This is a genomic window from Mycobacterium sp. 1164985.4 (assembly GCF_001668575.1).
Taxonomy (GTDB): Bacteria; Actinomycetota; Actinomycetes; order Mycobacteriales; family Mycobacteriaceae; genus Mycobacterium.
The window spans coordinates 184,398-203,200 of sequence record NZ_LZMD01000085.1 but is presented as its reverse complement, the minus strand read 5'-3'; the positions used below and the strand labels follow the sequence as shown (position 1 = coordinate 203,200).

Genomic DNA, 18,803 nt, shown 5'->3' with positions numbered 1-18,803 from the left:
TCAATCCGGCAAACGCAGCGATCACGTCATTGCGCGGCTTCTAGCAGTTCTTCCAGCGACTCGCGCAGCAGATCGGGCAAAACATCTACGTCGCTCATGGCGTCGCGGTCGGCGTTGATGCCGAAGTAGACCATGCCGTTGTAGGACGTCACTCCCATCGCCAACACCTGGTTGCTCAGCAGCGGCGGCACCGCGTAGGTCTCGAGCAGTTTGGTGCCCGCGACGTACATCTGGTGCTGCGCTCCGGGCACGTTCGTGATCAGCAGGTTGAACTGGCGCGCGGAGAAGGTGGTGGCGACGCGAATACCCATGGCGTGCAGGGTCGGCGGCGCGAACCCCGACAGGGTGACGATGGTGCGCGCGTCGACCAGGCTCGCGGCGGTGGACGCCGACTCGGTGGCGTGCGCGATCTGGGAAAGCCGCACCACGGGGTTGCCCTCACCGACGGGGAGGTCGACGAGGAACGGCGTCACCTCGCTGATTGCCTGGCCTGGGCCGGTGGCGTCGAGTTCGGCGTCCGGATACACCGACATGGGCGCCATCGCGCGCACCCTCGTCGTCGAGGTCACCGGTTCGCCGCGCGACATCAGCCAGTTGCGCAACGCGCCGGCCACCACGGCCAGCACCACATCGTTGACGTCGCAGTTGTAGCGGGCGCGCACCGCGCGGAAGTCCTCGAGGCGCCCGCTGGCGACCGTGAACCGCCGGTTGCGCGAGACGGTGGTGTTCAGCGGGCTGCTGGGCGCGGTGCCCCGCGCGACCGTGCGGGCCACGTCGACGAACCGGCGCCCCATGTTGACCAGCTGGCCGGCGTTGGTCGCGACGTCGACGACGGCGGAGCGGACGGCGCCGAACTGCTCAGCCGGGCGCATGATCCACTCGCCGAGCGCACCGAGCAGCAGTTGCCGATCGCTGGGTTCGCGCAACGGGATCCAGATGTCCTCGCCGAACTCAGGCGGCTTCTGGGTGCGGTCGGCGATGACGTGGCCGATCTCCAGCGCCGTCATCCCGTTCACCAACGCCTGGTGGGACTTCGTGTAGATCGCGATCCGGTTCTTGGCCAGGCCTTCGATCAGATACATCTCCCACAGCGGGCGCGACCGGTCCAGCGGGCGCGACCCCAGCCGGGCGATGAGCTCGTGCAGCTGCGCGTCGCTGCCCGGTGAAGGCAGCGCCGACCGCCGAATGTGGTACGTGATGTCGAAATCCGGGTCGTCCACCCACACCGGACGCGCCAGGCCCAACGTCACCTCGCGCACCTTCTGGCGGTAACGGGGAATCTGCGGCAACCGTTGTTCGACGGTAGCGAGCAGGGTTTCGTAGCTCAGCCCGCTGCGCGGTTTGCGGAGGATCGCCAGAGATCCGACGTACATCGGCGTCGACGTGTTCTCCAGGTGGTAGAACGACGCGTCTGCCGTCGACAACCGGGTGACCATCGCGACGTCGTCCCTCCCCTGTACTGCCGCGGTCCGACCGCGTGTGCCGAAGTCCCCGCCACGCTATAGGCAAACCCTGCAGACGCGCATCACGGGTGCGTCTCGGTGTCTGTGAACCCCTGCGAGCCGTGCGATCATGAAGAGGTCTGCCACTCTCCAGCAGGCGGGTCCTGTCTCGTCGATTGACTGGAGATCGTGCTGTGACACCATTCCGCACACCTGCCGGGCGGGCCGCGCCCCTTCCCGATGACGAGCGACGAATGCCGTTGGTGGCGCCGGTCATCGACTGCGAACCGCCGCCGATCAGTGTGGGTGCCTGCGCACCGCCATCGCCAGAAAGCCTGCACCGCCGCCCATCCGGCGGAGCGGGCGCGGGTATGCGAACAACGCACCTGCGACGTGCGGCACCGATGCCGCCCGAACCCGCCCCCTCGCGCGGCGCGGTCGTGTTCGCCGACTTGGCATTGCGCCGGGTGCTCGAGGTGATCGACCGGCGCCGTCCGCTGGCACAGTTGCGTCCGCTGCTGGCACCGGCGCTCATCGAGGCTGTGCTCGCGATGACCCGGCACCGGCACGCCACGGTGGCCACGCTGCGCCGCGTCCGGTTGCGTGTGGTAGACGACGGTGCGGCCGCCGAGGTTTTCGGCACATACGGTCGCGGACAGCGCATCTGCGCGATCGCGGCGCGGATCGCGTTCGACGGTCAGCGCTGGCGGGTGGTCGCGCTGCAGATCGGTTGAGCGTTAGCCTGCTCGGCGTGCAGGGAAACTCGATCAGCGTGGAGCGCGTCATCAGGGCGCCCGCGGCTGCGATCTTCGCGTTGCTCGCCGACGCCGGGCGCCATGCGGCCTTCGACGGGTCTGGCACCGTCGGTCACGCCCCCGCGGGGAAGTCCCAACCGCTTTCCGCCGGAACGAAATTCGGTATGGCGATGCGGGGCCGGCCCGAGTCGCTATTTCTGCCGTACCGGACCACCAACACCGTCGTCGAGTTCGAACCCGACCGCCGCATCGCCTGGAAGACGACGATGGGCCCGCTCGGACTGATCGGCGGGCGCATCTGGCGCTACGAACTCGAACCGGCACAGGACGGCACGCTGGTGCGCGAAACCTGGGACGTCTCCGAGGACCGGCAGCGCCTCATGCTCAAGATGGGCGCGACGCCCAAGCAGGCCGAGGACGGGATGCGGGCCACGCTGGGTCGCATCGCCGCCCTCGTCGAGCCTTAGCGGCGGCGCATCGCCTTCTGCTCGCGGGCCTGCTGGCGCGCGGCCTCACGCCGCTGCTTGCGGGTGCCACCGCCGGCCGCCGGTGCGGGCCGCGCCGGTCCGCCGTTGCCCGAGCGCTGCACCTGAGCCGAGCCGTCCTCCGATGGCCCGCTGTAGGTCAGCGGTCGCGACTCGTCGTCGATTCCTTTGGCGCGCAGGCCTGTTGGCGCGGGCCGCTCCTTGGTCGCCACGCGACCCTGCGCCTGCGCCGCGGCGGCCTCGGCGAACTCGCTCAAACCGGACGGCGGCGCGACGGGCGCGACGGTGGGCTGTGGCGCGGCTTCGACCGTCACGTTGAACAGGAACCCGACGGACTCCTCCTTGAGCCCCTCGAGCATTCCGATGAACATGTCGTAGCCCTCGCGCTGGTACTCGACAAGGGGGTCGCGCTGCGCCATGGCGCGCAGGCCGATGCCCTCCTTGAGGTAGTCCATCTCGTAGAGATGTTCGCGCCACTTGCGGTCCAGAACGTTGAGCAACACGTTGCGTTCCAGCTGGCGCATTGCACCCTCGCCGGCGATCTCCTCGATCTGCTTCTCCCGCTCGGCGTAGGCGCGCTCGGCGTCGGCGATCAGCGCTTCGAGCAGCTCGTCGCGCGTCAGCTCGCCGGGCTCGCCGACGGCGTCGGAGTCGATCAGGTCGTGGTGGTCGATGCCGACCGGGTAGAGCTGCTTGAGCGCGGTCCAGAGCTGCTCGAGATCCCAGTCCTCGGCGTAGCCCTCGGCGGTCGCCCCGTCGACGTAAGCGGTGATCACGTCGACGAGCATCTTGCGGGCCTGTTCGGCGAGGTTCTCGCCCTCGAGGATGCGGCGGCGCTCGTCGTAGATGACCATGCGCTGCTTGTTCATCACCTCGTCGTACTTGAGGACGTTCTTGCGGACCTCGAAGTTCTGCTGCTCGACCTGGGTCTGCGCGCTCTTGATCGCGCGAGTCACCATCTTCGCCTCGATGGGCACGTCGTCGGGCAGGTTCAGCCGGGTCAACAGGGCTTCGAGGGTGGCGCCGTTAAAGCGTCGCATCAGCTCGTCGCCCAGCGACAGGTAGAACCGCGACTCACCCGGATCACCCTGGCGGCCGGAGCGGCCACGCAGCTGGTTGTCGATCCGGCGCGACTCGTGGCGCTCGGTGCCCAGCACGTAGAGGCCCCCGGCGGCGATGACATCCTCGGCTTCGTGTGCGCATTCCGCCTTGACCTGCGACAGCGTTTCGTGCCAGACCTTCTCGTACTCTTCGGGCGTCTCGACCGGGTCCAGGCCGCGCTCGCGCAACCGCTTGTCGGTCAGGAAGTCGGGGTTGCCGCCCAGCACGATGTCGGTGCCGCGACCGGCCATGTTGGTCGCGACGGTGATCGCACCCAGCCGGCCGGCCTCGGCGATGATCGACGCCTCCTGCTCGTGGTACTTCGCATTGAGCACGTTGTGCGGGATGCGGCGCTTGGTGAACTGGCGCGACAAGTACTCCGAACGCTCCACGCTGGTGGTGCCGATCAGGACCGGCTGGCCCTTCTCGTAGCGTTCGGCGACGTCGTCGACGACCGCGATGAACTTGGCCTCTTCGGTCTTGTAGATCAGGTCCGACTGGTCGGCGCGGATCATCGGCTTGTTGGTCGGGATCGGCACGACGCCGAGCTTGTAGATCTCGTGCAGCTCGGCCGCCTCGGTCTGGGCGGTGCCCGTCATGCCGGCGAGCTTGTCGTAGAGCCGGAAGTAGTTCTGCAGCGTGATCGTGGCCAGCGTCTGGTTCTCGGCCTTGATCTCGACGCGCTCCTTGGCCTCGATGGCCTGGTGCATGCCCTCGTTGTAGCGACGACCGACCAGCACGCGGCCGGTGAACTCGTCGACGATGAGCACCTCGCCGTCGCGAACGATGTAGTCCTTGTCGCGCTGGAACAACTCCTTGGCCTTCAGCGCGTTGTTCAGGTAGCTGACCAGCGGGGAGTTGGCAGCTTCGTAGAGGTTGTCGATGCCCAGCTGGTCCTCGACGAACTCGACGCCGAGCTCGTGCACGCCGACGGTCCGCTTGCGGATGTCGACCTCGTAGTGGACGTCTTTCTCCATCATCGGCACGATCCGGGCGAACTCGGTGTACCACTGCGATGCGCCGTCGGCAGGCCCGGAGATGATCAGCGGGGTCCGGGCCTCGTCGATGAGGATGGAATCGACCTCGTCGACGATTGCGTAGTTGTGTCCGCGCTGGACCAGGTCGTCCAACGAATGCGCCATGTTGTCGCGTAGATAGTCGAAGCCGAACTCGTTGTTGGTGCCGTACGTGATGTCGGCGGCGTAGGCCGTGCGTCGCTGGTCGGGGGTCATCTGCGCCAGGATGACGTCGACATTGAGGCCGAGGAACCGGTGCACACGGCCCATCCACTCGGCATCGCGCCTGGCCAGGTAGTCGTTGACGGTGACGATGTGAACGCCCTTGCCGGACAGCGCGTTGAGGTAGGCGGGAAGCACGCCGGTCAGCGTCTTTCCTTCACCGGTCTTCATCTCCGCGACGTTGCCGAAGTGCAGCGCCGCGCCACCCATCAGCTGCACCTTGAACGGCTTCTGGTCCAGCACCCGCCAGGCCGCCTCGCGCGCGACCGCGAACGCCTCCGGCAGCAGGTCGTCGAGGCTTTCACCGTTGTCGACGCGCTTCTTGAACTCGTCGGTCTTGGCCCGCAGTTCAGCGTCGGTCAGCTTTTCGACATCGCCGGCCAGGGAGTCGACGTAGTCGGCCACCCCCTTGAGGCGCTTGACCATGCGGCCCTCGCCGAGACGCAGCAACTTTTGCAGCACGCTAGTTCCCCTATGGGTTGGAAGTCTTGAGCTGAACCCATGGTAGGTGACATGCGCCCCGACCCGGCCAAGCTACGTCCGGCCAGGCAAGATCGCGGCCCCGGTCCGGCTCAGGCGAGCCGAATCAGGCCACCGGCTCAGGCGAGCCGGATCAGGCCACCGGCTCAGGCGAGCCGAATCAGGCCGTAGTCGTAGGCGTGCCTGCGGTAGACGACGGACGGCCGGTCGGTCTCCTTGTCGTGAAACAGGAAGAAGTCGTGGCCGACCAGTTCCATCTGCGACAGCGCGTCGTCGACGGTCATCGGGGTGGCCGGGTGTTCCTTGACCCGCACGATGCGGCCGGGTTCGTGTTCCTCGAGCGCCGCGCCGTCGTGTTCGGCCGGTGCGGGCTCGGGTTGCGGGGTGACCGCGGTGGCCTTGGCCACCGACACCGGGGTCTTGTCGCCGTAGTGGATCTTGCGGCGGTCGCGCGCGCGGCGCAGTCGCTCGGCGAGCTTGTCCACCGCCGACTCCATGGCGCCGTAGAAGCTGTCGGCGCAGGCTTCGGCGCGGACCACAGGGCCGCGGCCGCGAGCGGTGATCTCCACGTGTTGACAGTTCTTGCGTTGACGTCGGTTGCGCTCGTGATCGAGCTCGACGTCGAACAGATAGATCGTGCGGTCGAATCGTTCCAGGCGTGACAGTTTCTCTGCGACGTACTTGCGGAAGTGGTCGGGGATCTCGACGTTTCGGCCGGTGACCGCGACCTCGGCGTGCGGTCGAGGTTCGGGCGTTTCGTCCTCGATCACCATCGTGCTGGAGTCCAGGGATTGGCTTGACATGCTTGGCAACTCGTTTCTTCGGCGTCCGCACGCATCAGCGTGCCCGGGTTGTCGTGGAATCCGCACCGACGGGGCTTCGCATGTCTCGCCGCTCGCCGGTGCAAGGTGTCGTCTACTCACCTCCTACCGCGTCGGCGATGCTGGCGCTTCGATCTTGAGCGCCGGCCGTGAGTCATTCACGGGTGTTGCTGCCGACGGTAGCCGCGTTCACCCGGTAGTGCCAGTGAATCTCGGTACCTGTTTCCAGTTCTTCACCTCCGTCTGATATACGGCCGGTCGCGGCGGCCCTCACGCGTTTGCCACAACCAGCACGGCCGCCACGCGAGCCCCAAGGGTGCGCAGCACGCGAACGGATTCGGCGGCCGTCGCGCCGGTGGTCACGATGTCGTCGACGATGAGCACCTCGCCCGCCACGGCGCGCACGACCTTGACCCGGCCGGCGATGTTGCGCTGCCGGTCCCCGGTGGACAGCCCGACCGAATCCGAGGCGAACGCGCGCGTGCGCAGCGCGGGAACGACGGTCACGCCCGGCAGATCGGCGACCGCTGCGCGGGCCATTCGCGTCACCGGGTCACCGCCGCGCCGCCGGGCCGATGACCGGCGGGTCGGCGCGGGCACCAGGGTCAGCGGGGCACCGACCAAGCCCCACGTGAGCAGATGCGCCACACCGGTCCCGACCGCGTCGGCCAGCGGCCGGATCAGGTCGGTGCGGCCGTGTTCTTTGAGTGCGATGACGGCGGCCCGCCGCGGCCCGGCGTATCGGCCGAGCGAGAACACCGGCACGCCGGGGTCCAGGCGGGGCGAGACGAGGTGCGGGTCCTCGGCCCTGACCGTCAGCGCCGAGGCGCACGCCGCGCACCACCGCGTCGATGGTGCACCGCAACCGCCACACTGCAGCGGAAGCACGAGGTCGAGCATGCGCTCAGTGTGGCGATGATCGGTGACATCTCGATGCGGGTACACCGCCGACATGCAGGACGAACGGGAAGCGGAGATCGTGAGGTGCCTGGTCGAGGCGTTCTCCGATCTGATGAAGAGCGATCCGGACGCGTTCCGGACCAAGTTCCGCAAGATGGCCGCCGAGCCCTTCGCCTTCTTCCGAGGCAGCGCGTGTCTGTTCTACGCCGACGTCGTCAAGGACAAGGACCGGTGGGCCGACGAACGCACGAGCCGGGTGTGGATCCAGGGCGACCTGCACGCCGAGAACTTCGGTACCTACATGGACGGCGCGGGGGTCCTCATCTTCGACGTGAACGATTTCGACGAGGCTTACGTCGGCCATTTCACCTGGGACCTCAAGCGGTTCGCCGCGAGCGTGGCGTTGATGTGCTGGCAGAAGGCACTGTCCGACAACGAGATCAGGAAATTGATTGCGGCGTTCCTGCGCGCCTATGTCGACCAGGTACGGCACTTCACCGAGGTTGACGACGATGCGAGCTTCTCGCTGAATCTCGAGACCGCCCGCGGTGCGGTGCTGTCGGCGCTGCAGTCCGCGCGACTGTCGACGCGCTCGCAGATGTTGGAGCGCATGACCCACATCGACGATTGGGATCGAAGGTTCCGCGACCAGACCGGCGTACGTCGGCTCGATGACGACGAACGCGCCAAGGTCCACGAAGCGTTCGACAGATACCTGCAGACGATCCCGCGGACCAAGCGCTTCCGCGGCATCGCCTACGACATCAAGGATGTCGTCGGGAAATCCGGCATGGGCATCGGAAGTGCGGGACTGCCGGCGTACACGCTGTTGATCGAAGGGTTCAATCAGGCGCTCGACAACGACGTGCTCCTGTCGATGAAACAGGGCAACGTGGCCGCGCCCAGCCATGTGATCGACGACCCCGCAGTGCACGAGTACTTCAAGCATCACGGGCATCGCACGGCGGTGTCTCAACGCGCACTGCAGGCGCACGCCGACCCGTTGCTCGGCTACACGGACATCGACGGCGTCGGTTTCGTGGTCAGTGAGATCTCGCCCTATGACTCCGATTTGGCGTGGGACGAGTTGACCGAGCCGGACGAGCTCACCGAGGTCATGGAGCAGCTCGGACGGGCGGTGGCAAAAGTGCACTGCGTCGGCGACTCCGACAGTGACCAGTCACTGGTCGATTTCCAGACCGAGGAGGCGATCGTCGCGGTCATCGGCAAGCATGTGGATGAGTTCATCGACGACATCGTTGGATTCGGGCTGGACTACGCCGCCGTCGTACGTGACGACCACCGTCATTTCGTCGAAGCGTTTCGCGAAGGCCGCATTCCCGGGGTCACGTCGACCTGACGGGGCTCAGCCGGGCAGGACCGGTTCGGCGCCGGGCACCAGCAGCGGGCGCACCTCGGCCCACGCCGGATCGTCCTCGGCGACAGAGCCCGAGAGCTGCACGACCCCACGGGCATCGGCGACGTAGACGGTCGACGGGTTGGCCGCCACCGTGGTCACCGGCATCAGCAGGTTGCGGCTCGGACCGTCGGAGTTGACGCCGTCGAGGTTGACGTACGACACCGGATGCTGCGGATCGGTTCTGCTGACCACGATGTCGTCCCCTGTGCGCCACGACAGCGACACCACGGTGTTGCGCAACCCGTATCCCAGCCGTCGCGGATAGGTCAGCGCGTAGCCCCCTCCCGGCGTCTGCTCGACACCGGCGAGGATCACCTGGCCGTCGATGACCAGCGCCGCGCGGGTGCCGTCCCGCGACAGCTGCAATTCGGTGATCACGCCCGAGAACCGGCTCGACACCGGCGTGGAGTCGACCGGTATGCGCGCCGGTTGACCCGACGCATCCTGGATGACGCGCACGACGTTGTTGCCGTCGATCACCACCCACACCGCGTTGTCGAGCGCCCAACTCGGGCGCGACAGGCTTCTCGCGTCCAACACCTGAGACGCGTTCCCGCCCAACGCCCCCACCCACATCGTCGACGAGGTATCGGGCGCGCCCGGCCGCAGCGTGACGATCGACGCGACCTCCTGCCCGCTGCGCGAGACCGCCGCGGCAGTCTGATTCGGCATCTGCCCGAACGGCCCCGGTACCCGTGGCGCCCGCTGTCCATCAAGGGCGACAAGGGAACCGCCCACCAGCGCGTGCAGCCCGGCCGCGACACCGGAGGCGGCACCGGGGTCGGTGGCCGCTACATCGGAGGTCTCCCAGCCGTCGGCGAACCGGTCGTCGAGGGCGGCGCCGTCTGCGTTGATGACGTACGGACCGTTGACGCCGGCGCGGAACAGAGTCCAGATGAGTTGCGCCGCAAGCAGTTGCCTGCTGTGCGGATCGGTGGTCGACAGGTTGTCCAAATCGATGCGGGCCCCGCCGTAGCCGCGGCCGACGCCCATCTTGCCGCCGTCGGCGCGCGTGACCGGGCCGCGCAGCTTCAGCGGCGGGTCCAGCAGGTTGCGGACGGTCTTGACCATCTCCGGGCGAGGACCGGCGATCAGCTTGCTGACCAGTTCAGTGGCCAGCTGGTCGGGGTCGGACACCGCGACGTAGCGCGGGTCGGGCACGACGGTGCTTCCCGTGGGGTCGACAAAGTACAGCGTGTTGCGGCGGTAGGTGGCCTGGAACTGTTGCCAGTCGAGGAAGACGCCGTTGGGCAGCTTGTCGATGCGCCAGCCGTCCGGCGTCTTGATCAGTTCGATCGGGCCGGGGTCGGGCAGCGCGCCCTCCCCCGTCTCGAACACCCCCATGTCCGACAGCGAGCCGAGGATGTCGGCACGCATGCTCACCGAGACCCGTTCCGGGCCACGGGTTTCGACGAAGACAACGTTGTCGATCAGCAGCGCGCTGCCCGCGTCATCCCAAGCCTGTGAGGCGGACTCGGTGAGGAACTGCCGCGCGGCCAGATGCCGGTTCGCCGGATCGGCTGTCGCCTTGAGGAACTCGCGCAGCAACACGTCGGGATCCATGCCCGGCGTCGGCTTGGGCAGGCTGGGCGGGGCGGGCCGGTCGACGGTTCCGATGGCCTGGGGCGACGACGAGCTGGGCACACCTGCACAACCCGTCAGTACCAAGGCCAGCAGACTCAGGGCCGCCAGCAGGCTTCTCACACGGACTCCTGCGCGGGCTCACGATCGCGATTGCGGGGCGGAGGTTCGTCCGGCGCAACGGGTTTCAACGGCAGCGGGCTGGTCGTCACCTTGTGCCCGCGCACGAGCGGCAACGTCAGGCGGAAGCAGGCGCCCTTGCCAGGTTCGCCCCACGCCTCGAGCCTGCCCTGGTGCAGACGGGCGTCTTCGATGCTGATCGCCAGACCCAGACCGGTGCCGCCGGAACGCCGCACCCGCGAAGGATCCGACCGCCAGAACCGGCTGAAGACCAGCTTCTCCTCGCCGGGTCGCAGCCCGACGCCGTAGTCGCGGACGGTGACGGCGACGGTGTCGTCGTCGGCGGCCATCCGGATGCGCACCGGTTTGTGTTCGGCGTGATCGATGGCGTTGGCGATCAGGTTGCGCAGGATGCGCTCGACGCGGCGCGGGTCGACCTCGGCGATAACCTCCTTGGTGGGCATGTCAACGATGAGCTCGACCTCGGCGTCGGCCGCGAGGTGTCCGACGTTGTCCAGCGCGCTCTGCACCGTCGAGCGCAGATCGAGCGACTCGACCGACAACTCGGCGACACCGGCGTCGTGGCGGGAGATCTCGAGCAGGTCGTTGAGCAGCGTCTCGAAGCGGTCGAGCTCGCTGACCATCAGCTCGGTGGACCGGCGCAGCGCCGGGTCGAGGTCCTCGCTGTGGTCGTAGATCAGGTCGGCGGCCATGCGCACCGTGGTCAACGGTGTCCGCAGTTCGTGACTGACGTCGGAGGTGAACCGCCGCTGCAGGTTGCCGAACTCCTCGAGCTGGGTGATCTGGCGGTGCAGGCTCTCGGCCATGTCGTTGAACGAGACGGCCAGGCGGGCCATGTCGTCCTCGCCGCGCACCGGCATGCGCTCGGTGAGGTGCCCTTCGGCGAACCGCTCGGCGATGCGTGATGCGGACCGCACCGGAAGCACGATCTGGCGCGCCACCAGCAGGGCGATCGCGGCGAGCAGGCCGAGGAGGACCACGCCGCCGGTCGCCATCGTCCCGCGGACCAGCGTGATCGTCGACTCTTCGTTGTTCAACGGAAAGATCAGGTACAGCTCGAGATTCGTCACCGGCGACGACGTAGGGCTACCGACGATCAGCGCGGGTCCGGAGAAGCCGTCGGTGTGCACGGTCGCGTACTGATAGCTGACCTGACCGGCCTTGACGAAGTCGCGCAGAGTGTTGGGCACCTGCTGAACGGGACCGGCCGCCGTCGCCGCTCGGGGCCCGTCGCCGGGCACCACCAGAACCGCGTCGAATGTGCCCGCCAGGCCCGGTTCGGCGTCGGCGCTGCGGTCGATCAGCGTGTTGCGCGCCAACTGCAGGCTGCTGTCGAGCGAGCGGGTCTCCTCACCGCCGACGATCCCGCTGACGGTGGTGCGCGCGCGGTCGATCTGTTCGGTGGCCGCACGCACCTTGACCTCGAGGATGCGGTCGGTGATCTGGCTGGTCAGCACGAAACCGAGCACGAGGATGACGGCCAGCGACAGTCCCAACGTCAACGAGACGACGCGCAGCTGCAGAGAGCGCCGCCAGGCGAGGCTGATCGCCCGCCCCAACGCGCCCAGTCCGCGTACCAACGGAGCCGAACGACGATGGATGCGTCGTCTGGAACTGAAGATCACGGCGCCCGCCGGGTGGTCAACACGGCGACCGCCGTGCGGTCGAGATCACGACCACGGCCGAGCCGTGCCTGTCACGGGGGTCCGGCCTTGTATCCCACTCCTCGAACGGTGAGCACCACCTGGGGGTTCTCCGGGTCCTTCTCGACCTTCGCCCGCAGCCGCTGGACATGCACGTTCACCAAACGGGTGTCCGCGGGGTGCCGATAACCCCACACCTGTTCGAGCAGCACATCTCGAGTAAACACCTGGCGGGGTTTGCGCGCCAACGCCACCAACAGGTCGAATTCCAGCGGGGTCAGCGAGATCTGTTCGCCCTGCCGGGTGACCTTGTGCGCGGGCACGTCGATGTCGACATCGCCGATCGACAGCATCTCGGCCGGCTCGTCCTCGTTGCGCCGCAACCTCGCTCGAACGCGCGCGACGAGCTCCTTGGGTTTGAACGGCTTCATGACGTAGTCGTCGGCGCCGGACTCCAGGCCCAGCACCACGTCGACGGTGTCCGTCTTGGCGGTCAGCATGACGATCGGCACGCCGGAGTCCGCGCGGAGCACCCGGCACACGTCGATGCCGTTCATACCGGGCAGCATCAGGTCCAGCAGCACCAGATCGGGCCGCAGCTCGCGGACCGCGGTCAGCGCTTGGGTGCCGTCACCGATGACCGCGGTGTCGAAACCTTCCCCCCGCAGCACGATGGTGAGCATCTCGGCGAGCGACGGGTCATCGTCGACAACCAGAATCCTTTGCCTCATGGAGTCCATGGTGTCACCGAATTGCGATAAACCCCGGCTACCACACGGCGCGTTTCGCGTGTTGACCGGCGAATGTGCCCGAACGGGCCTACCGAGCGTCCAGTTCGGCGGCCAGGGCCGCGGCGTCGACGTCGGGTCCGGCCACCGTCCAGGGCCCGCACCAGTGCGCGGCGGCCAGCGCGGCGTAGACGTCGGAGGTGCGTTGCTGCAGCCCGCCGTCACGCTCATAGGCGTCCTTGGCGCGGTCGGCCTCGGTGTTGGCGCGGTGCTCGGCGCGCTGGGCGGCGAGTTCGGTCGGGACGGCGAGCAGCACCTGGGCGTCCGGTCGCGGCAGCGCGAGCCGCTCGTACTCCAGGACGCGCACCCACTCGACGACCTCTCCGTCGGCGTCCTGGTGCAGCCGCGCGGCGCTGTATGCGGCGTTGGATGCGACGTAACGGTCGAGGATGACGACGTCGTAGGCGGCCTGCAGACGTTCGACCTCGGCCTTGGCGCGCGCACGGTCGAGCGCGAACAGGACGGCCATCGCGTAGACCGAGTCGGCCAGGTCGCCGTGCGAACCGTGCAGCGCCTCGGCGGCCACGTCGGCCTCCACGGACTGGCCGTAGCGCGGGAACGCCAGGCTGGTCACCGTCCTGCCGTGGGCCTCGAACGCGGTTCGCAGCCCGTTGGTCAGCGTGCGTTTGCCCGCGCCGTCGACGCCTTCGATGACCATCAGCACGGCTGTGAGACTAGCGATGCCCGGTTATTTATGGCCGCATCAGACGTCGTGTTCGGCCCGATCGGCGGCCTGCGCGACGGCCCATCATCCCGCCAGTCGAGCCGTCAGGTGCCCAGCGACGGTGACAACGCGTTGCGCCATGTGTTCGAGTGCGGCAATGGTCGCTTCGTTGAGGGGCGACTTGTTGTCCGGCCCGGTGACGTGACTGACCCCGTAAGGGTTGCCGTCGGCGAACTTCAACTGACTGGTGTAACCGGGCGGGACGATGATGCCGCCGAAGTGCATCAGCGTGACGTAGAGGTTGATGAGGGTGGTTTCCTGGCCACCGTGAGCGGTTTGGGAGGACGTGAATCCCGCGTAGACCTTGTCCGCGAGCTGACCCTGCGCCCACAGCCCGCCCAGCGTGTCGATGTAGGTCCGGAAAGGGGCTGCGGGGGAACCGAATCGAGTCGGCGAGCCGAAGATCACGGCGTCGGCCCACACGATGTCGTCACCGGTCGCCACCGGAAGATCCTTCGTGGCCTCGTAATTCGCACTCCAAGCGGGATTGTCGGCGAATGTCTGCGGATCACGCGTTTCCGCAACGTGGCGTAACCGAACTTCGGCACCGGCCTCCTCTCCGGCCTCGGCGACCCTGCGCGCCATCGCAGTGCCATGCCCCGTGGCCGAGTAGTAGATCACCGATAGCTTCACCATGGTCGATCTCCTTCCTGTTGACGCGTCAGCGGCCCTCCCGTTGAGGATGTCTCATGTCCGCGCCAACCAGGCCATCGCTGCGACGACCAACGCCTGCGTGCCGGTGTCCAGGGTCGGCTGGATGACCGGGGCGAACGTCGCCGAGTGATTGACCGGAATGTCCTGCTCCACGCTGCCGCGATCGAGGGCCTGCTGGTAGGACTGTGCATCGATGCCACCGATCCCCCAGTACGTGTACGGCACCCCCAGCGCGACCGGTATCTCGCTGAAGTCTTCGCTCGCGCTCTGCGGCGGCATCTCCCCGCACCGCTCCCCGAAGAACGCGACGAACATATCCCTCACCTGGTTGGTGGTATCAAAGTCGTTCTCAGTCAAGGGAAAGCGGTCGAAAAGCTCGAACTCAGGCTCCTTCGGGGAATTCGATGCCCGGCACTCGGCGGTGACGATACGCCGGATGGCCTCGAGCACGGTCCTGCGCGTCTGCTCGCTGTAGGTACGGATATTCAGTTGCAGCACAGCGTGATCCGGGATCACATTGCTCTTGGTACCGGCCGCGATGCTGCCGACGGTCAGCACCGCGGTATCGCCCGGTGCGACCTCACGGGATACGACGGCCTGCAGGCGTACGACGATCATCGCCGCCAGCACGATGGGGTCCACGGCCGCCTGCGGCATCGAGCCGTGGGCGCCGCGGCCGTAGACGGTGATGCGCATGCTGTCGGCAGCGGAGAGAACGGCACCTTCGCGCACGCCGACGCGGCCGGCGGGTGCGGGCAGCACGTGCTGTGCGAGCGCGACGTCGATCTTGGGAATCAGCTGTGCCAGGTCGTCGTCCACCATCGCGCGGGCACCGTCCGAGGTTTCCTCGGCGGGTTGAAACAATGCGACGACGGTGCCGCTCCAGTGGTCGCGACCCTCGACGAGTAACTGGGCCGCGCCCAACAGCGCGACGACGTGTACGTCGTGTCCGCATGCGTGCATGACCGGAACGTCGTTGCCGCCGGCATCGGTCGCCCGCACGCTGCTGGCGTAGTCGAGCCCGGTGGCCTCCTGCACGGGTAGCGCATCCATGTCGGCACGCAGCAGCACGGCCGGCCCCGGCCCGTTGGACAGCACACCGACGACCCCGGTGCCGCCCACGCCGTCGCGCACCTCGTAGCCGAAGCCGCGTAACCGTTCGGCGACCTTACGGGCGGTTCGGACTTCGTGGTGCGACAGTTCCGGATGCGCATGCAGGTCGCGGTACAAGGATTCCTGCCAGTCCCGCGCCCTAGGCAGTCCAGCCAGCACTTGGCCGAGAACTTCCGGGGATGGCTGCATGTTGCCGGGTATACACCGCCAAATGTCGACCGAAACACCGCTTCTGCTCGTGCTCGACCTCATCGGCACCTTCGCGTTCGCGCTCAATGGCGCCTTGGTCTCGGTGCGTGTTACACGTCTTGACATCTTCGGCATCGTCACCGTCGGCATGCTCACCGGCCTGGGTGGTGGAGTCATCCGCGACATCCTGCTCGACGCCCTTCCTCCCGCGACGTTCGTGGACTGGCGGTATCTGGTGACTGCGGCTGCCGGCGGGTGCGTCGCGTTCATACTCAGTCCCGCGCTCGGGCGCTTCACGATGCCCATCACAGCCGCCGACGCAGTGGGGCTGAGCGTTTTCGCCGTTCTTGCCAGCTACAAGGCGCTGAGCATGGGGTTCGGTGTCCTCCAGGCCGTAATCGTGGGCACCATCACCGCGGTGGGTGGCGGCACCATTCGTGACATGGCGATCGGGCAGGTCCCCACCGTGTTCCGAAGCGAGCTTTACGCCATCCCGGCGATGATCGGCGCTGGATGTGCTGCGGCCCTCTACGGCCTCGAGTACCGGACCATCTGGGCGACGCTCGGCGCGGCGACGGTATGTTTCGTGATCCGGATGGTCGGCGTCGGCTTCAACCTCGACGCTCCCCAGCCCCGTTGGCAACGTTGACCACGGCCCGCGACAGGCACCTTGTCGTCGGCTACAGGTTTCCTGTGTAACCGCTTGGGACGGCGTGCGGGTCGAGCGCGACGGCAACAGACTGGCAAACAACGCAAACCGTCCAGGGAGTCATCGCAATGCTCAACATCCGCAGGTCAGTCCCCCTTTCACTGGCCACCCTCGCCGGGGCGGCCGGAGCCGCAGCGCTGATCGCCGCCCCGCTCGCCCAGGCCGATACGAATCCCGGTGCGGGACCGGCGAATTGCTCCACCGCCGATCTCGAAGGCGTGCGCGCCGGGGTCGACGCGTCGACCTCGGCGTACCTGTTCACCCATCCCGATCTGAACTCGTACATGAGCACGCTGCAGGGTCTCTCGCGTGAGCAGGTCGCCGCGCGTGTGACGACCTATATGACTGAACATCCGCAGGAAAGCGCCGAGATGGCCGGGATTCGCCAGCCGCTCGTCGATCTGAAGAACCACTGCGGCGCAACGGCCGTGCCCTGACTCAGAAGCGTCCGCAGTTCGACGCCGTCGGCACGCCCTTGAACCGGTCGGCAATCCACTGCATGGCGGGTTCGCCGTCGACCAGCATTGGCAGGCCGTGGTTGACCATCGCCTTGTTGAGGAACGGCGGCTGTTCGTTGGTGCGCGCCTCGACGTCGGCGCCCTGGGCGCACCAGTCGCGGCCCATCTGCATCGCCGGCGCCCACGGGACCAGCGGGTCGTATCGGTTGGCGTTGATCAGCACGGGCGCATTGGGTTTCATGCGACCCAGCTTCTGCTCGTCGAAGAGCGACGTGAACGGCTCCTGCTCGACGAGTTGGAAGATGTCCTGATTGAAGTACGGCTGCAGGTGCCGGAACATGAACTTGGTCAGCGTCTCGGCGACGCACTGGTCCTGCACCTTGTAGAGCAGGTCCGCGCCGCGCGGGGTCAGCGTCGCCCGGATAGCCGCCTCGTGTTCGGGGTAGGCCGCGATGACGCCGTTCAGCGCATAACCGACGGCGCCGATCAACATGCTGCCGTCGATGAACGGGAACAGCGCCTTCAGGTCGGCGGGCGGCGCACCGGCATAAGAGCCGACGATGTCGAGTTCGGGCGCGTACGACTCGGCCATCTCGGCTGCGGACGCCGCGGCGCCCCCGCCCTGTGAGTATCCCCAGAACGCCAGCGGACCGTCGGGCGTCAGCGAGGTTCCCGGCAGGTTCTTCGCGGCGCGGGCGGCGTCGAGCATCGCATGGCCCTGGGAAACCCGGTTCGCGTAGGTGTGTAAGCCGGGCGTGCCCAGACCCTCGTAATCGGTCATGACGATCGCGAAACCGCGCGCGACCATCGTCGCGACGAAAAGCTCCTCGTAGTTGAACGCGAGGTCGAGGTATGGCGACCAGTGGATGCCCTGGTTGAACTGCCGCGACGGCGCGCACTGGTCGCCCTGGCCCTGGGTGCCGGGGCCGTAGACGATCAGCGGGCGGGGCCCGCCGAACGGCCACGGCGCGTGCGGCTCGAAGTACGTGCCGGTGACGACATCCGGATTTCCGCGAGCGTCGTTGCTGCGGTACATGATTCGCGTACCTTCGGCCATGATCATGCCGAGTTCGCCCGACGGTTCGAGCACCAGCCGCGACGGCTCCGTGCGGATCAGGTCGCCGGGCTTGCCCGGCGGCAACGGGTCCGGCGGCGTGTAGAACGCCTGGTATTCGTCCTCGTTGAAGAAGGGGTTGTGATCGTCGATGGTCGGATCGTCGGCGGATGCGGGCGGCGAAATCCCCATAATGGAGATCATGAGGGCGATCGCGATTCCGAGGATGCGGCCCACGGGTCGGACGTTAGCAACGAAATTGGTTCCATGAGGCCCGTTTCCGCCTCAACACGTCGTGAACGCGATGAGTTCGAGCGTCAGCGCGAGTCTGTTTCGCCGAACCCATTCCGTATGGAGGAGGCAGACGACATGACGACGCATCAGGTCGGAACACGCGAACAGTGGCGCGCTGCGTACGAACAACAGCTGGCCCAGGAGAAGGAGCTGACCCGCAGGGCCGCCGAGCTCGCCAGGCAGCGGCAGGCGCTGCCATGGGTGCGGGTCGACAAGCCGTACGAGTTCGACACCACGTCCGGGCGGCGCACACTGGCCGAACTGTTCGACGGCCGATCACAGTTGATCGTGCGGCATTTCATGCACGGGCCGAACACGCCGGAGGGCTGCCCGGGCTGCACCTTCGAGACCGACAACCTGGTCGGCGCGGTACCGCATCTGGCGCACAGGGACGTGACATTCATCTTGTCGTCACGCTCCCCGCTTCCGGTGCTCAGCGCCTACAAGCAGCGGATGGGCTGGGATATCGAGTGGGTGTCCTCAGGCGGCAGCGATTTCGACGCCGACTTCTTCGGCTACATGCATGTTCCGACGCCGCGTCGTGACTTCGGCAAGGGCAGCGGCAGCATGCTCGACGTCATGGAGCTGATGGCGCTCAGTTGCTTCGCCCTGGAGGACGGCGTGGTGTACCACACTTACTCGACCTACGACCGCGGCACCGAGGCACTCAACGCCACCTGGCAGCTGCTCGATCGCGCGCCCAAAGGCCGCGGCGAGGACTTCTCCGACTGGCCGCGCAAACGCGACGAGTACCCGGCATAGGGTTCAGACGCGCAACCGCGGGGAGATCGCAGAATTCGAAAAGGATCGCGA

General features: G+C 67.2%; 17 protein-coding genes. 6 read left to right on the top strand and 11 right to left on the bottom strand.

The window, feature by feature from the left end; genetic code table 11:
• Nucleotides 1–26: 26 nt before the first annotated feature.
• Nucleotides 27–1,436 carry a WS/DGAT/MGAT family O-acyltransferase gene (locus A5650_RS19565; protein ID WP_067295226.1) on the bottom strand — a complete coding sequence of 470 codons (1,410 nt, stop codon included), beginning with the start codon at nucleotides 1,434–1,436 and terminating at the stop codon, nucleotides 27–29.
• A gap of 260 nt (nucleotides 1,437–1,696) precedes the next feature.
• Between A5650_RS19565 and A5650_RS19560 the strand changes: the two genes are divergently transcribed.
• Nucleotides 1,697–2,176 (top strand): Rv3235 family protein, encoded by a 480-nt coding sequence (locus A5650_RS19560; RefSeq protein WP_067295223.1) that lies wholly within the window; start codon nucleotides 1,697–1,699, stop codon nucleotides 2,174–2,176.
• A 17-nt stretch (nucleotides 2,177–2,193) separates the two neighbouring features.
• A complete protein-coding gene (locus A5650_RS19555) occupies nucleotides 2,194–2,664 on the top strand; it encodes an SRPBCC family protein (protein ID WP_067295219.1) in 471 nt (156 codons plus the stop codon).
• On the opposite strand, the gene secA is transcribed toward A5650_RS19555, so the two are convergent.
• From secA to A5650_RS19540, 3 genes are all read right to left on the bottom strand, one after another.
• Complete coding sequence (secA, locus tag A5650_RS19550) at nucleotides 2,661–5,483, bottom strand: preprotein translocase subunit SecA (protein WP_067295216.1); 2,823 nt, start codon at nucleotides 5,481–5,483, stop codon at nucleotides 2,661–2,663. The genes A5650_RS19555 and secA overlap by 4 nt on opposite strands.
• A 164-nt stretch (nucleotides 5,484–5,647) precedes the next feature.
• Nucleotides 5,648–6,274: a ribosome hibernation-promoting factor, HPF/YfiA family gene (hpf, locus tag A5650_RS19545; protein WP_197501926.1), complete on the bottom strand. Its 627-nt coding sequence runs from the start codon at nucleotides 6,272–6,274 to the stop codon at nucleotides 5,648–5,650.
• 318 nt (nucleotides 6,275–6,592) lie between these two features.
• The gene (locus tag A5650_RS19540) at nucleotides 6,593–7,222 is read right to left on the bottom strand and encodes a ComF family protein (RefSeq protein ID WP_067295489.1); all 630 of its coding nucleotides are present in this window, start codon (nucleotides 7,220–7,222) and stop codon (nucleotides 6,593–6,595) included.
• Nucleotides 7,223–7,274: 52 nt separating this feature from the next.
• Between A5650_RS19540 and A5650_RS19535 the strand changes: the two genes are divergently transcribed.
• Entirely contained in the window at nucleotides 7,275–8,582 is a 1,308-nt protein-coding gene (locus tag A5650_RS19535; protein ID WP_067295209.1) for a DUF2252 domain-containing protein, read from the top strand.
• 6 nt (nucleotides 8,583–8,588) lie between these two features.
• Here the strand turns inward: A5650_RS19535 and lpqB are convergent, their stop codons facing one another.
• From lpqB to A5650_RS19505, 6 genes are all read right to left on the bottom strand, one after another.
• Nucleotides 8,589–10,337: an MtrAB system accessory lipoprotein LpqB gene (gene lpqB / locus A5650_RS19530; protein WP_197501925.1), complete on the bottom strand. Its 1,749-nt coding sequence runs from the start codon at nucleotides 10,335–10,337 to the stop codon at nucleotides 8,589–8,591.
• 5 nt (nucleotides 10,338–10,342) lie between these two features.
• Complete coding sequence (gene mtrB / locus A5650_RS19525) at nucleotides 10,343–11,989, bottom strand: MtrAB system histidine kinase MtrB (protein ID WP_067295203.1); 1,647 nt, start codon at nucleotides 11,987–11,989, stop codon at nucleotides 10,343–10,345.
• A gap of 71 nt (nucleotides 11,990–12,060) precedes the next feature.
• Nucleotides 12,061–12,747 carry a two-component system response regulator MtrA gene (gene mtrA / locus A5650_RS19520; RefSeq protein WP_059099010.1) on the bottom strand — a complete coding sequence of 229 codons (687 nt, stop codon included), beginning with the start codon at nucleotides 12,745–12,747 and terminating at the stop codon, nucleotides 12,061–12,063.
• A gap of 79 nt (nucleotides 12,748–12,826) precedes the next feature.
• Nucleotides 12,827–13,459 carry a dTMP kinase gene (locus tag A5650_RS19515; protein ID WP_067295200.1) on the bottom strand — a complete coding sequence of 211 codons (633 nt, stop codon included), beginning with the start codon at nucleotides 13,457–13,459 and terminating at the stop codon, nucleotides 12,827–12,829.
• A gap of 84 nt (nucleotides 13,460–13,543) precedes the next feature.
• Entirely contained in the window at nucleotides 13,544–14,155 is a 612-nt protein-coding gene (gene wrbA / locus A5650_RS19510; protein ID WP_067295197.1) for an NAD(P)H:quinone oxidoreductase, read from the bottom strand.
• A gap of 51 nt (nucleotides 14,156–14,206) precedes the next feature.
• Complete coding sequence (locus A5650_RS19505; protein WP_067295194.1) at nucleotides 14,207–15,475, bottom strand: amidohydrolase; 1,269 nt, start codon at nucleotides 15,473–15,475, stop codon at nucleotides 14,207–14,209.
• 22 nt (nucleotides 15,476–15,497) lie between these two features.
• On the opposite strand from A5650_RS19505, the gene A5650_RS19500 reads away from it, so the two are divergent.
• Together A5650_RS19500 and A5650_RS19495 are read left to right on the top strand one after the other, a co-directional pair.
• Nucleotides 15,498–16,124, top strand: coding sequence for a trimeric intracellular cation channel family protein (locus A5650_RS19500; protein WP_067295190.1), 627 nt, complete (start codon nucleotides 15,498–15,500; stop codon nucleotides 16,122–16,124).
• Between the two features lie 128 nt (nucleotides 16,125–16,252).
• Nucleotides 16,253–16,621 carry a heme-binding protein gene (locus tag A5650_RS19495; protein ID WP_067295187.1) on the top strand — a complete coding sequence of 123 codons (369 nt, stop codon included), beginning with the start codon at nucleotides 16,253–16,255 and terminating at the stop codon, nucleotides 16,619–16,621.
• Nucleotide 16,622: 1 nt separating this feature from the next.
• Here the strand turns inward: A5650_RS19495 and A5650_RS19490 are convergent, their stop codons facing one another.
• Nucleotides 16,623–17,900 carry a lipase family protein gene (locus tag A5650_RS19490; protein ID WP_067295485.1) on the bottom strand — a complete coding sequence of 426 codons (1,278 nt, stop codon included), beginning with the start codon at nucleotides 17,898–17,900 and terminating at the stop codon, nucleotides 16,623–16,625.
• Nucleotides 17,901–18,065: 165 nt separating this feature from the next.
• On the opposite strand from A5650_RS19490, the gene A5650_RS19485 reads away from it, so the two are divergent.
• Nucleotides 18,066–18,752: a DUF899 domain-containing protein gene (locus A5650_RS19485; RefSeq protein WP_067295481.1), complete on the top strand. Its 687-nt coding sequence runs from the start codon at nucleotides 18,066–18,068 to the stop codon at nucleotides 18,750–18,752.
• Nucleotides 18,753–18,803 lie beyond the last annotated feature (51 nt).

Excerpts from the sequence above, each read along its gene's own strand:
- wrbA (WP_067295197.1), bottom strand. The coding sequence starts at position 14,155 with ATGGTGAAGCTATCGGTGATCTACTACTCGGCCACGGGGCATGGCACT.
- A5650_RS19565 (WP_067295226.1), bottom strand. The coding sequence starts at position 1,436 with ATGGTCACCCGGTTGTCGACGGCAGACGCGTCGTTCTACCACCTGGAG.
- A5650_RS19485 (WP_067295481.1), top strand. The coding sequence starts at position 18,066 with ATGACGACGCATCAGGTCGGAACACGCGAACAGTGGCGCGCTGCGTAC.
- A5650_RS19535 (WP_067295209.1), top strand. The coding sequence starts at position 7,275 with ATGCAGGACGAACGGGAAGCGGAGATCGTGAGGTGCCTGGTCGAGGCG.
- A5650_RS19490 (WP_067295485.1), bottom strand. The coding sequence starts at position 17,900 with ATGATCTCCATTATGGGGATTTCGCCGCCCGCATCCGCCGACGATCCG.
- A5650_RS19500 (WP_067295190.1), top strand. The coding sequence starts at position 15,498 with ATGTCGACCGAAACACCGCTTCTGCTCGTGCTCGACCTCATCGGCACC.
- A5650_RS19560 (WP_067295223.1), top strand. The coding sequence starts at position 1,697 with ATGCCGTTGGTGGCGCCGGTCATCGACTGCGAACCGCCGCCGATCAGT.
- mtrA (WP_059099010.1), bottom strand. The coding sequence starts at position 12,747 with ATGGACTCCATGAGGCAAAGGATTCTGGTTGTCGACGATGACCCGTCG.
- A5650_RS19540 (WP_067295489.1), bottom strand. The coding sequence starts at position 7,222 with ATGCTCGACCTCGTGCTTCCGCTGCAGTGTGGCGGTTGCGGTGCACCA.
- A5650_RS19505 (WP_067295194.1), bottom strand. The coding sequence starts at position 15,475 with ATGCAGCCATCCCCGGAAGTTCTCGGCCAAGTGCTGGCTGGACTGCCT.
- A5650_RS19495 (WP_067295187.1), top strand. The coding sequence starts at position 16,253 with ATGCTCAACATCCGCAGGTCAGTCCCCCTTTCACTGGCCACCCTCGCC.
- hpf (WP_197501926.1), bottom strand. The coding sequence starts at position 6,274 with ATGGTGATCGAGGACGAAACGCCCGAACCTCGACCGCACGCCGAGGTC.